This is a genomic window from Rhodococcus mengyinensis (genome assembly GCF_048381435.1).
Taxonomy (GTDB): domain Bacteria; phylum Actinomycetota; class Actinomycetes; order Mycobacteriales; family Mycobacteriaceae; genus Rhodococcus_F; species Rhodococcus_F opacus_D.
The window spans coordinates 19,801-31,317 of the sequence record NZ_JBLWIT010000069.1 but is presented as its reverse complement, the minus strand read 5'-3'; the positions used below and the strand labels follow the sequence as shown (position 1 = coordinate 31,317).

The window sequence follows — 11,517 nt, the reverse complement described above, 5'->3', positions numbered from 1 at the left end:
GGCGCACGGCTACGTGAGGAGAATTTGTGGAACTAGTAGGCGTGATCGGCGGCGGCACCATGGGTGCCGGCATCGCCGAGGTATGCATCAAGGCCGGTAGCTCGGTTCTCATCCTCGAGACCAAGCCGGAATTCGCCGAGGCCGCGCAGGCCCGGATCGAGAAGTCCCTGGCTCGCGGGGTCAAGGCGGGCAAGCTCGACCAGGACGCCGCGGATGCCGCGCTCGCCCGCGTGCGGGTCACCCTCGACATCGAGGAGTTCGCGGACCGCGACCTCGTGATCGAGGCGGCGCCGGAGATCGAGGCGCTCAAGGTCGACATCTTCCAGAAGCTCGACAAGATCGTGAAGCCGTCGGGCATCCTGGCGTCCAACACGTCGTCCATCCCGCTGATCAAGATGGCCAACGCCACGCAGCGTCCCGGGCAGGTCGTGGGCGTCCACTTCTTCAACCCGGTGCCGGTGATGCCGCTGGTCGAGATCGTGGTCAGCCTGGTCACGTCGGAGGAGACCGTCCTCGCGGTCACCGACTACGCGAAGAACACGCTGCGCAAGAAGACGGTGCGGGCCGGTGACCGCGCGGGCTTCATCGTGAACGCGCTGCTCATCCCGTACCTCACGTCGGCGGTCCGGATGCTCGAGTCGGGCTACGCCACCGCCGAGGACATCGACGAGGCCATGAAGGGTGGCTGCGGCTACCCGATGGGCCCGCTGACGCTGATCGACACCGTCGGTCTCGACATCACCCTCGCCGCGGCGGAGTCGCTGTACGCGGAGTTCGCCGAACCGCACTACGCTCCCCCGACATTGCTCAAGCGCAAGGTCGACGCCGGACAGCTCGGCAAGAAGAGCGGCAAGGGCTTCTACGACTACAGCTGATCACGTCCGTCCGGAAGCCCGTCGCGTCGTCGCGGCGGGCTTTCGCCGTTCTTGACCGCAAATCCCATGTAGGAGATGGCCGTGCTCCGGATCTGCCCGAAGTCGAGCCGGCGGCTCAACTCCCCGTAGCTGAGCCGTGTTCCGCCGGCCCGGGCGAGGTCGAGGAGCCGGAGAGGATTCTTCGACCGCGGCCCGAGCCCGACGATCTCGCCGAGCCGCAGACCGTGCCGTTCCATGATCGGTGCCAGTTCCGCCGGACGGATACACATCGACCAGTCGTGGATGGGAGTGTCGAACATCCGGGTCATCCGCCACTCCTGCATGATCTTTATCGCGACGAGCTTGCTGGCGAATGTGCGGTTGATGGTGTCGAACAGGTACAGGCCGCCGGGTTTCAGCGCACGGGACGTTTCGGCGATCACTCCGTCGAGATCCGACACGTGCTCGAGGACGTCGCAGCAGTAGACGACGTCGAACGCGGCATCCGGCACCGGCAACTGTTCGCCCGACCCGATGCGGTACTCGATGTCGAGCGCCGAGTCGGCCGCGTGACGCCGCGCGGTGTCGACCGACACCGGGGACGGATCGATGCCCGTCACCCGGAAACCGATGCGGGTGAACTCCTCCGCGAGGAACCCGCCACCCGAACCGACGTCGAGGGCGCGGTGTCCGCGATGGTCACGACCGACCGTTTCGCCGAGCACCTTACGGAAGTAGGCGAATCGTCCCGGCGTCAGACTTCCGTGCAGCAGGTTGAGTGGGTTGTCTTCCTCCCACCACGACTCCCCCACACGGTTGTAGACGTCGTTGTCGATGACCAAGCGGACCACCCCTTCTCTGCCGCGGGCACAGCACGACCTCCAGCCTTCTCCTGCGCGTCGGTCACTTCAAGGCCGGTGCCCTTACGCGATGCTCAGGGGATGACATTCAGGATCTCGCACGTGTGCCTGCTGCTGGGCGGGTTCGTCGCGGGAATTGCCTTGACGTCCACCACGTCCAGTGAGTTCGCGTTCGTGGTTGACGGCAACCGCCTGGACGCGCTGTATGTCGGTCCGGCCGCAGGCGCCTTCCTCGCCGCGATCGTCGCCGTCCTGGTGGCAGCGCTGGTTCGTGCCCGCCGGATCCTGTCGACGCTGTCGTTCGCCGGCCTGGCGCTGCTGGGTGTCGCTCCGGCGACGGGGCCGTGGGACCTCGAGATGTACCTCGGCGGAGTCGGTGCGGGCCTGCTCCTCGGCGGTCTCGTCGGACTGTGCGCCACCGCCGACCGGGCATGGTTGCAGACCGCACTCGCGGCGGGGGTGCTCACCGGGCTCCTCCTCGCCGGCCCGATCGACCACTTCCGGACGTCTTTTCCCCGGCGCTACGCGGACTACCTTCCGGAACCCTTGTTCGAGCCGGTGACGCTGGCCCTCCTCGCGCTCACGGCCGTGGTTCTGGCCGTCACGCTCGCGTCCGGCGACCTCGGTGAGCGGACGGAGGTCGCGGTGAGCGGGCGTGCCCTCGTCACCGGGATCGTTCTGCCGCTGATCGGGCTGGTGCTGTACTGGTGGTTCGTTCGTCGTGTCTGGAACGTGGGCGCCGACGGTGCGATGCAGGGCCGGTGGATGTTCGGACTCGTCCTCGTCGTGGTGGTGATCGCCGCCTCGCTGTGGTTGGAGGGCCGCACCGGGATCGTGTTGCTTGCCGCTATGGCGTTCGTCGCCGCGGGGGACATCGGCGTGGCGGCTTTCCCGGACTCCTGGCCGTGGCTGCTGGTGCCGGCGGCGCTCGCGCTGACGGGTGCCGTGCTCGGGAGGCGTTTCCCTCACCCGGTTCCCGGCATCGCGGCACTTGCAGTCGTGGCCGCGTCGGCGCTGTTCGAGCACCCACCGTGGGACAACCTGCACGTCGGTGCGACGTGGCTCCTCCTTCCTCTCGCGGCCTCGTACACGGTCGCGTCGAGTCTGCCGTCGAGCGAATCGGTCACCGCGATGTCGCTGGCGGCCCCGGCCGCGCTGGCCGTCCCGCTGATCGCCGACTACGGGTGGACGGCGTACACGCCGCTCGTCGGATCCGAGAGCGCGCCGGGGCCGGACTCGTGGGCGTGGACATCGACTGGACTGTCGGTGGTTGCCGTGGTCGCGTGCGGACTCGCCGCCGCCTACCTCGGAAAACGCGCCTCCTGAGCCTCATTGCACGATACATACGTTGTGCACCATGCATACGCTGTGTATGGTGCACAAATTATGTTTCGCTGAGTTGAGGAGATTCGTGTGGACAGTCCGACGCCCGCCGTCCGACCGGGCGGCCTCGTCGCCGTTCTGGCCTTCACCGGCATCGTCGCCGCGCTCATGCAGACCCTCGTGGTGCCGCTGATCGGCGACCTCCCCCGACTGCTCGACACGACCGCCTCCAACGCGTCCTGGGTGATCACCGCGACGCTGCTCGCCGGCGCCGTGGCGACACCGGTCACCGGACGTCTCGGCGACCTGTACGGCAAGCGGCGGATGATGCTGATCTGCACGGTGCCGCTCGTCCTGGGCTCGGTGGTCTGTGCGCTCGCGACGTCCCTGGCCCCGATGGTGATCGGCCGAGGGCTGCAGGGCATCGGTGTGGGCATGATTCCGCTGGGAATCAGCGCACTGCGGGACCTGCTGCCGCCCGAGCGCCTGCACTCCTCCATCGCCTTGATGAGCTCGTCCATGGGCATCGGCGGCGCCCTCGGTCTGCCGCTCGCCGCAACGGTCGCGGAGAATGCGAGCTGGCGCGTGCTGTTCTGGGGCGCCGCCGGGCTCAGCGCGCTGATCGCCGTGCTGCTCTGGTTCTTCGTGCCTGCCACGCCCGTCCACGGGCCCAAGGCCCGCTTCGATCCCATCGGCGCGGTCGGACTCGGTGTCGGACTGGTGTCCCTGCTGCTGGCGGTGTCCAAGGGCGCAGACTGGGGCTGGGCGAGCAGCACTACCCTCGGTCTGTTCGCGACCACGGTCATCGCGTTGACGGCCTGGGGCTGGTGGGAACTCCGCACTCCCGAACCGCTGGTCGACCTGCGGGTGATCGCCGGCCGTCAGGTGCTGCTGACCAACGCCGCGTCCGTCGTCGTCGGCTTCGCCATGTACGCCCAGTCCCTGATCGTTCCGCAGCTCCTGCAGTTGCCGGCGTCGACGGGATACGGCCTGGGACAGTCGATGCCGGCCATGGGCCTGTGGATGGCCCCCTCGGGTCTGATGATGATGGCGGTCTCCCCCTTCGGCGCCAAGCTGTCGTCCACCCGCGGACCGAAGGTCACCCTGCTCGTCGGAAGCCTCGTCATCGCGCTCGGCTACGGATCGTCGATGTTCCTGATGGGGTCGACGTGGGGCCTGGTCGTGGTGACCTGCATCTGCGGCTCGGGTGTCGGTCTCGCCTACGGCGCGATGCCCGCCCTGGTGATGAGCGCCGTGCCGCAGTCCGCGACCGCCTCCGCCAACAGCGTCAATTCTCTGATGCGCTCGGTCGGTACCGCGGTGTCCGCTGCCGTCGTCGGTGTGGTTCTCGCCCAGATGAGCGTGCAGGTCGCCGGCCACACCCTGCCCACCGAGGGCGGCTTCCGAACCGGACTGTTGATCGGTTGCGGTGTCGCACTCGTCGCCGCGGCCATCACGCTGGCCATCCCCACCCGCCGCGCCACCCCCGCGGCGCCGAACTCGATTACCCCCGAACCGCTCGCACCGTCGAAGGTGTAGACCTGCTGATCGGCTACTTGTGGAGGGCGTACCCCGCCACGGGGTTGCCGTTGATGTAGACGGTGCCCTCGTAGGTGCCGTCGGGCCTCGGGGTGATCCGGTCGGTCAGGAACGGCAGCCCGGAAGGGCTGTAGTCGGTGACGAGGGAACCGCCCGCTTCCGGGGTGGTCATGCCGAAGATGTACGGAAAGAACACACCGAAGTTGTCCATGACCCACCCGGGCCCGAACGTCTTGCCCTTCCAGATCAGGTCGCCACCGAGAACGTTGGTGGTGCCGAGGTATGTCCCGGCAGGCAACGGGACCGGCATCGGCGCGGGTAGCGGCGGCGGCATGGGGGCCGGCACCGGGTCTGCCGCGGCCGTCCCCGCGGCGAAGAAAGACAGGCCGGCCACCGCGACGGCCCCGACTGCGACCTTGCGCATGATGTCCATGAGTTCTCCGTATATCGAGGTGCGTGGCGGAAAGTGTCGCACGGACCGGGCTGTCACAGGGCGAGTGTGAAGAAGATGCTGTTCGGATCGTTGCCGTAGTTCCCGAACGGGGGGCATTCGGTGAAGCCGTGCTCGGTGTACAGGCGCCTGGCCGGGGCGAAGAAGTCCTCGGTGCCGGTCTCGAGGTTGAGCCGGACGTACCCGCGTACCCGTGCCTCGCCGACCAGATGTGCGAGGAGCCGGGTGGCCACACCCCGCCCGCGCGCCTCGGTGGCCGTCCGCATCGACTTGATCTCGCCTTCGGCCGGCGAGAGCTCACGCAGAGCCACGGTTCCCAGCACGGTCTCCTCGTCCCACAGCGTCCACACGGTGACCGACGGGTCCCGCAAACCGGGCAGATCGAGGGCGTGAACACTGTCGGGCGGCGACGTGGCGCGCATGTCCGCCAGGTGCTCGGCCAGCAGTCCGTGCACGGCCTCGCGGGACAGGTCGTCGACTTCGATGTACACGTGCTCGAGTATGCCGAAGCCGGCGCGAGAAATCGCAACGAGCACCCCGCTACCTGGCCGACGGCGCACCATGGGGAGATGACCGAGACAGTGCTGCGCCTGAGCACCCGCCAGGGACGGTGGGTGGTCACCGCCACCGTTCTCGGCTCGAGCCTCGCGCTACTGGACGGCACGGTGGTGAACATCGCCCTGCCGCACATCGGCGAGGACCTCGGGTCGGATGTCGCGGGAATGCAGTGGGTCTCGAGCGGCTACACCCTCGCCCTGGCGTCGCTGATCCTGCTGGGCGGGGCGCTCGGGGATCGCTGGGGCAGGCGCCGCGTCTTCGTCTGGGGGACGGTCTGGTTCGCGGCGGCGTCACTCCTGTGCGGCATCGCACCCGACATCACGATGCTCGTGATCGCGCGGATCCTGCAGGGTGTCGGGGCCGCGATGCTGACCCCCGGCAGCCTCGCGCTGATCTCGGCGTCGATCCACGAAGACGACCGGGGCGCCGCGATCGGTCTGTGGTCGGGGCTCGGCGGGGTGGCCGGGGCGATCGGACCCCTACTGGGCGGCTGGCTGGTCGAGGTGGCCGGCTGGCGGTCGGTGTTCCTGATCAATCTTCCGCTCGCCGTCGTCGTGGTGTGGGCGTCGATGCGGCACGTCCCCGAGAGCCGCGACCCGCATCCTCCCGATCATCTCGACGTGGTCGGGTCGGTGTGCGCAGTGATCGGCCTCGGCGCGCTCACCTACGGTCTGATCGAGATGAACCTGATCGCCGGGGTGGTCGGGACCGTCGCGCTGATCGCGTTCGTCGTGGTGGAACGGCGCTCACCGAACGCCCTGGTGCCGCCGAGCCTGTTCGCGTCGCGCATGTTCGTGGCGGCGAACCTGGTGACGCTCGCCGTGTACGCCGCACTCGGCGGCGTCTTCTTCCTGCTGGTCCTGCAATTGCAGTTGGTGGCCGGATACTCGCCGATCGAAGCCGGAGTCGCCACCATCCCGATCACGCTGGCGATGCTGGCGTTCTCCTCCCGCGCCGGCAGCTACGCCCAGACCCACGGCCCCAGGTTGCCGATGACCGTCGGGCCCGCACTCGCAGCGGTCGGCCTGCTGTTGATGACCCGGATCGGGCCGGGTGCGAACTATTGGACGGTCGTGCTCCCCGGCGTCGTCGTCTTCGGCCTCGGACTGTCCGCCATGGTCGCGCCGCTGACCGCCGCCGTGCTCGGGTCCGTCCCGGTGGACCAGTCCGGCATCGCCTCCGGAGTGAACAACGCCGTCGCGCGCACCAGCCAGCTACTGGCGGTGGCCGCGCTCCCCGGGATCGCCGGGATCGACGCCGAGAGCATGATCGACCCCACCAGCTTCTCGCACGGCTTCCGCATCGCGATGTACATCTGCATCGCACTGCTCCTGGTCGGGGCGACCATCGCCGCAGCCCTGATCCGGGCGCCCGCCCCGCCCGCTCCCACCCCGCTTGGTCCCGTCCCGGATTCGGTTGCATGCAAACCACATTGCGACGTCACCGGTCCGGCAGTGCAACCGGCAATCGCCCGGTCGAGCCCTACTCCACCGAAGCGATGACGTGTAGCGCTGCCCCGTGTTCGCGCACCTCGTCGTGGAGGGCCTCCATCTTGACGTCGAGATTGCGGGCCACGTCGGCAGCATCCTTCAACTCGTCCAGCAGCGCGGCCGGGACCGCCTTGTCGTACTTGTAGAAGATCTTGTGCTCGAGGCTTGCCCAGAAATCCATGGCCACCGTACGGATCTGGATCTCCACCCGCACCGATTCGACGCGGTCGGACATGAACACCGGAACCTCGACGATCAGATGCAGGCTCCGGTATCCGTTGGGTTTGGGTTCGGCGATGTAATCCTTGACCTCGATGAGGGTGATGTCCTGCTGGCCCGTCAACAGGTCGCTGATCCGGTACGCGTCCTGAATGAAGCTGCAGGTGATCCGGATTCCGGCGATGTCGTGGATGTTGTCGCGGATGGAGTCGAGAGTGAGCGGAATACCTTTGCGGGCAGCCTTGCCCAGCACGCTGTCGGCCGACTTCAGCCTCGACTTCACGTGCTCGATCGGGGTGTACTCGTGAATGTAGGTGAACTCGTCCTTCAAGATGTTGATCTTGGTCATCATCTCGTCGATGCCGAATTTGTACGACATCAGGAATCGGGTGAGATCCCGTCCCCCGTCGGAGCTTCGGAGACTCAGCAGTCCGGTCACGTCATCGGCCGTTCGCTGCTCCACACGTCACCCCCACCATTGCCTCGTGCATCGCCGACGGAGTGGGTGCAGGCGGCAGCGGTGCGGCGCCGTCAGCCGAGAACGCCTGGAGCATGTAGCCCATGAGACGACGCCAGGCATCAGGGGCCGCGGCGCCTGTCGCCTCGACCACCCCCGCGTTCGCCATCAGAAGCAACACCAGGTCCTGGGAGGAGAAGTCCGCGCGCAGCCGACCCGTCTCCTTGGCGCGTTCGATCAGCCGCTCGAAGCCGCGGTAGGCCTCGGCCCGCTTCGCCTCGAATTCGCTTGCGGTGGGGAACGTCATGGTGAGCACGTGAGTGAAGCCGCGATCTTCCGCCTGCATGGCGCACACCCGCTCGACGTAGGCGCAGAAACCGTTCCACGGATCGGGGTCGGCCTCGGCCTCGTCGATGGCGTCGACGTAGGCGCTCATCTTGTCAGCGAAGACATCGGTGATCAGATCCTCCCTGGTGGGGAAACGGCGATACAACGTCGCGATGCCGACCCCGGCTCGCCGGGCGACCTCGGCCATGGAGGCCGTCAACCCTCGCTCGGCGAACACCTCCTGCGCCGCATCGACGACGCGCGAGCGGTTGCGCTCGGCGTCGGTGCGCAACGCCTGCCTGCACGCATCCCGCGCCTCTTCCGACCCCGGCTTCACCATGAACTCGATGCTACCTGAAGTGGAAAGCACACTCCGTTTATCGTGTCAGCCCACGCCCGGCGTTCTGGACGACCGCGCCCGATACCTCGAGGCGGCACCCGCGATCAGCAATCGAGTCGCACCCTTTCGTATCCTGGTCGGGTGGCGATTTCCGGTACCGATCCCGCGAGCGTCCGGGTCGACAGCTGGACCTGGGCGATCCGGCTGTTCAAGACACGCTCCGCGGCGGCGGCCGCCTGCAGGTCGGGGCACGTGCGGGTCAACGGCACCACCGCCAAACCGGCGCAGGCGGTCAAGGCCGGTGACGAGGTCCGCATTCGCGCGGCGGGTGTCGAACGCATCGTCGAGGTCGTCCGGCCGATCACCAAACGGGTCGGCGCGGTGGTGGCGGTCGAGTGCTACACCGACAACACACCGCCGCCCCCACCGCGCGAAGTCCTCGCGTCGATACCGCAGCGCGACCGCGGCGCCGGCAGGCCCACCAAACGCGAACGCCGCGAGATGGACCGGTTGCGCGGGTTGTGACCGCTCAGGCCGGGGTGTGGCTGAGGATGCGCAGGGCGTCCGGCACCGCCTCGATGGTGACCGGCAGCGGGCCGACCCGGTCGCCGTCCGCGTAGGCCGTGATGCCGTCGCACTGCAGTCGCACCGTCCGTGAACGGTAGGTCTGCACGTCGGGGAGATCCACGTGTGTGCCCTTGTAGACCCGGGGGAACAAGCGGACCAGCCTCCACCGGCGACCGTAGTCGACGACCGTGACGTCGAGCAGGCCGTCGGTCTTGTCGGCACCCGGGCAGATCTGCATGCCGCCGCCGTAGGAGCGTCCGTTGCCCACCGCCACGAGGGTGGCGTCCACCTGGAACGTCTCCTCGTCCAGTTCGATGGTGTAGTGCAGCGGACGGAGCTGCGTCAGTTCGGCGAGCATCGCGAGGTTGTACCGCATCGGACCCTTCGGCCAGGACATCCGGTTGGCGCGGTCCGTGACGAGCGAGTCGAATCCGCTCGCGACGATGGTGCCCGCCCACACCACCGCGCCGTCCGTGAGCGTGATCCTGGCGAGGTCGGACTCCTGCACCTCCCCGTCGGCGATCACGTCGGCCGCGGCGACGGGATCGCCGACGGGGATACCGAATTCGCGCGCGTGGTCGTTGCCGGTGCCGGCCGGGATCAACCCGACCGGTGTCCCGGACTGCGCGGCCGCCTGCAACCCGATGCTGATGGCGCCGTCCCCGCCGACGACGACGAGCGCGTCGGTGCCGTCGTCGATCGCCCGGCGGGCCAGCATGCGCGCGTGATCGGCGTCCGTCCCGATGATCTCGGTGACGGCGACCCCGCGCTCACGCAGGCGGGCCACCCCCTTGCGGCCGGCGACGGGTGCGTGACCGTGCCCGGCGAGGGGGTTGACGAGGACGGTGACCTTCTCGATCACCTGCTGGGTGCTCACGGAATCAGCTTGCCGGGGTTGAGGATTCCCGCCGGGTCGACCGTATCCTTGACCGCCCGCAGGATCGCGACGCCCAGGTCGCCGATCTCGTCCCGCATCCACGGGCGGTGGTCGACTCCGACCGCGTGGTGGTGCGTGATGGTGCCGCCGGCGGCGACGATCGCATCCCCGGCGGCGGCCTTGGCCTTCCGCCACTGTTCGATCGGGTCGTCCGCCTGCGCGGACACGACAGTGAAGTACAGCGAGGCGCCGGTCGGGTACGTGTGCGAGATGTGACAGAGGACGAGCGGCGGGGTGCCCTGCCCGGACAGCGACTCCGTCAGCGCGGTGGTCACGGCCGTGCGGAGCGCAGCGAGGTTGCCCCAGGTGGTCGCGGTTTCCAGCGTCTCACACAGCGCTCCGGCGTCGAGCAGCGAGTCGCGCAGGTACGGCGCGTCGAAACGGCCGTGCTCCCAGCCGTTTCCGGGTCCCTCGCCCAGGGACGTGCCGCCGTGCGCCACCAGGACGGCACGTGCCTCCGCCGTCCGCTCCGCGGTGTGCTCGGCCGTGCCCTCGAACGTCGTGATCGCCAGGCAGCCGCCGGTGACGGTCTCCTCACCGATCTTGTCGGTGGTCGCGAGGTTCACCGCCGTCTCCGCCTCGTCGGACAGTCGCAACACGGTCGGGACCGCACCTTCCTGCCGCAGTGCCCGCAGAGCCGCCGCGCCCGTCTCGAAGTCGGGGAAACTCCACCCTTCCCGGACGGTGGTGTCGGGGACCGCGTGCACCCGCACCCGCACCCGGGTGATGACACCGAGCGTGCCCTCCGACCCGACGAACAGTTCGCCGAGGTCCGGACCCGCCGCGGAGGCCGGGGCGCGCCCCGTGTCGAGGGTCCCGGTGGGGGTCACCACCCGCAGTCCCTGCACCATGTCCTCGAACCGCCCGTACCCCGCGGACGCCTGCCCCGACGACCGGGTGGCCGCGAAGCCGCCGATGGTCGCGAACATGAAGCTCTGCGGGAAGTGCCCGAGCGAGAAGCCGTGCGCGCCGAGCAGTTCCTCGGCGAGCGGCCCCGTCACGCCCGCTCCCAGCGTCGCGATGCCGGAGTCGGTGTCGAGGTCGATGAGCGCGTCGAACCGGCGCAGGTCCAGCGAGACGACGGCGTCGAATCGGTCGCGCACCGGGTCGAGCCCGCCGACCACGCTCGTTCCGCCACCGAACGGCACCACGGCGATGCCGTGGTCGGCGCAGTATCGGAGCACGTCGGCGACCTCGTCGTCCGTGCCGGGAGTGACCACGGCGTCGGGTGCGTTCTGCGGTTCCGTGCTGCGGCGGCGCAGCAGGTCGAGCGTGCTCTTGCCGCCGGAACGCAGCAGCCGGTCGGCGTGCGCGGTGCTGCAGAACTGTTCTCCGACGATGCCCGCGAGCGCGGCGACCTGCTGGTCGGACAGTGCGCTCGGAGCCAGAACGACGTCGTCGGCCGCCCGGTCGGAGGGCTCCCTGATCGTGACGCCGAGGGCCTGCTGCAGCAGTCCCTTGATGCCGTCCGAGAGGACCTTGTGCTTTTCCGGCGCGCCCCAGGCGTCCCACTGCATCGGGGGTGCCGTCAGGACGGCGTGATCTTCCGATCGCTCATTGCTCATGCGTTATAGTGTTACACATCATGTAAGAGT

The 11,517-nt window shown here is 68.6% G+C and carries 12 protein-coding genes; 5 read left to right on the top strand and 7 right to left on the bottom strand.

The genetic code is table 11. From position 1 onward, the window contains the following. Positions 1–26: 26 nt before the first annotated feature. Positions 27–875 (top strand): 3-hydroxybutyryl-CoA dehydrogenase, encoded by an 849-nt coding sequence (locus tag ACNJ7E_RS13835; protein WP_105422728.1) that lies wholly within the window; start codon positions 27–29, stop codon positions 873–875. Here the strand turns inward: ACNJ7E_RS13835 and ubiG are convergent. Next, entirely contained in the window at positions 866–1,705 is an 840-nt protein-coding gene (gene ubiG, locus ACNJ7E_RS13830; RefSeq protein ID WP_280778500.1) for a bifunctional 2-polyprenyl-6-hydroxyphenol methylase/3-demethylubiquinol 3-O-methyltransferase UbiG, read from the bottom strand. The two genes, ACNJ7E_RS13835 and ubiG, sit on opposite strands and share 10 nt — an antisense overlap. A 90-nt stretch (positions 1,706–1,795) precedes the next feature. Here ubiG and ACNJ7E_RS13825 point away from each other — a divergent pair, with 90 nt between their 5' ends. Together ACNJ7E_RS13825 and ACNJ7E_RS13820 are read left to right on the top strand one after the other, a co-directional pair. Next, positions 1,796–3,040 (top strand): hypothetical protein, encoded by a 1,245-nt coding sequence (locus ACNJ7E_RS13825; RefSeq protein ID WP_280778501.1) that lies wholly within the window; start codon positions 1,796–1,798, stop codon positions 3,038–3,040. An 87-nt stretch (positions 3,041–3,127) separates the two neighbouring features. Beyond that, entirely contained in the window at positions 3,128–4,576 is a 1,449-nt protein-coding gene (locus ACNJ7E_RS13820; RefSeq protein WP_418340129.1) for an MFS transporter, read from the top strand. 13 nt (positions 4,577–4,589) lie between these two features. On the opposite strand, the gene ACNJ7E_RS13815 is transcribed toward ACNJ7E_RS13820, so the two are convergent. Then, a complete protein-coding gene (locus ACNJ7E_RS13815; protein WP_317570976.1) occupies positions 4,590–5,009 on the bottom strand; it encodes a hypothetical protein in 420 nt (139 codons plus the stop codon). A gap of 53 nt (positions 5,010–5,062) precedes the next feature. Then, a complete protein-coding gene (locus tag ACNJ7E_RS13810) occupies positions 5,063–5,590 on the bottom strand; it encodes a GNAT family N-acetyltransferase (RefSeq protein WP_418340128.1) in 528 nt (175 codons plus the stop codon). Between the two features lie 6 nt (positions 5,591–5,596). On the opposite strand from ACNJ7E_RS13810, the gene ACNJ7E_RS13805 reads away from it, so the two are divergent. After that, on the top strand, positions 5,597–7,087 hold the full coding sequence (locus ACNJ7E_RS13805; protein WP_418340127.1) for an MFS transporter: 1,491 nt from the start codon (positions 5,597–5,599) through the stop codon (positions 7,085–7,087). On the opposite strand, the gene ACNJ7E_RS13800 is transcribed toward ACNJ7E_RS13805, so the two are convergent. Both ACNJ7E_RS13800 and ACNJ7E_RS13795 read right to left on the bottom strand, forming a co-directional pair. Continuing rightward, a complete protein-coding gene (locus ACNJ7E_RS13800; RefSeq protein ID WP_005255930.1) occupies positions 7,068–7,757 on the bottom strand; it encodes a GTP pyrophosphokinase in 690 nt (229 codons plus the stop codon). The two genes, ACNJ7E_RS13805 and ACNJ7E_RS13800, sit on opposite strands and share 20 nt — an antisense overlap. Beyond that, on the bottom strand, positions 7,735–8,418 hold the full coding sequence (locus ACNJ7E_RS13795) for a TetR/AcrR family transcriptional regulator (RefSeq protein WP_418340126.1): 684 nt from the start codon (positions 8,416–8,418) through the stop codon (positions 7,735–7,737). Before ACNJ7E_RS13795 ends, ACNJ7E_RS13800 begins: the two co-directional genes overlap by 23 nt. Positions 8,419–8,559: 141 nt before the next feature. Between ACNJ7E_RS13795 and ACNJ7E_RS13790 the strand changes: the two genes are divergently transcribed. Beyond that, positions 8,560–8,943 carry an RNA-binding S4 domain-containing protein gene (locus ACNJ7E_RS13790; protein WP_280778509.1) on the top strand — a complete coding sequence of 128 codons (384 nt, stop codon included), beginning with the start codon at positions 8,560–8,562 and terminating at the stop codon, positions 8,941–8,943. A 4-nt stretch (positions 8,944–8,947) separates the two neighbouring features. Here ACNJ7E_RS13790 and ACNJ7E_RS13785 read toward each other — a convergent pair whose 3' ends face one another. Together ACNJ7E_RS13785 and ACNJ7E_RS13780 are read right to left on the bottom strand one after the other, a co-directional pair. Further along, a complete protein-coding gene (locus ACNJ7E_RS13785; RefSeq protein ID WP_418340125.1) occupies positions 8,948–9,862 on the bottom strand; it encodes a diacylglycerol kinase in 915 nt (304 codons plus the stop codon). Then, the gene (locus ACNJ7E_RS13780; protein ID WP_418340132.1) at positions 9,859–11,439 is read right to left on the bottom strand and encodes an FAD-binding oxidoreductase; all 1,581 of its coding nucleotides are present in this window, start codon (positions 11,437–11,439) and stop codon (positions 9,859–9,861) included. Before ACNJ7E_RS13780 ends, ACNJ7E_RS13785 begins: the two co-directional genes overlap by 4 nt. Positions 11,440–11,517 lie beyond the last annotated feature (78 nt).

Coding starts and splice junctions, on each gene's coding strand:
- ACNJ7E_RS13825 (WP_280778501.1), top strand. CDS start 1,796: ATGACATTCAGGATCTCGCACGTGTGCCTGCTGCTGGGCGGGTTCGTC.
- ACNJ7E_RS13795 (WP_418340126.1), bottom strand. CDS start 8,418: ATGGTGAAGCCGGGGTCGGAAGAGGCGCGGGATGCGTGCAGGCAGGCG.
- ACNJ7E_RS13810 (WP_418340128.1), bottom strand. CDS start 5,590: ATGGTGCGCCGTCGGCCAGGTAGCGGGGTGCTCGTTGCGATTTCTCGC.
- ACNJ7E_RS13805 (WP_418340127.1), top strand. CDS start 5,597: ATGACCGAGACAGTGCTGCGCCTGAGCACCCGCCAGGGACGGTGGGTG.
- ACNJ7E_RS13815 (WP_317570976.1), bottom strand. CDS start 5,009: ATGGACATCATGCGCAAGGTCGCAGTCGGGGCCGTCGCGGTGGCCGGC.
- ACNJ7E_RS13780 (WP_418340132.1), bottom strand. CDS start 11,439: ATGCAGTGGGACGCCTGGGGCGCGCCGGAAAAGCACAAGGTCCTCTCG.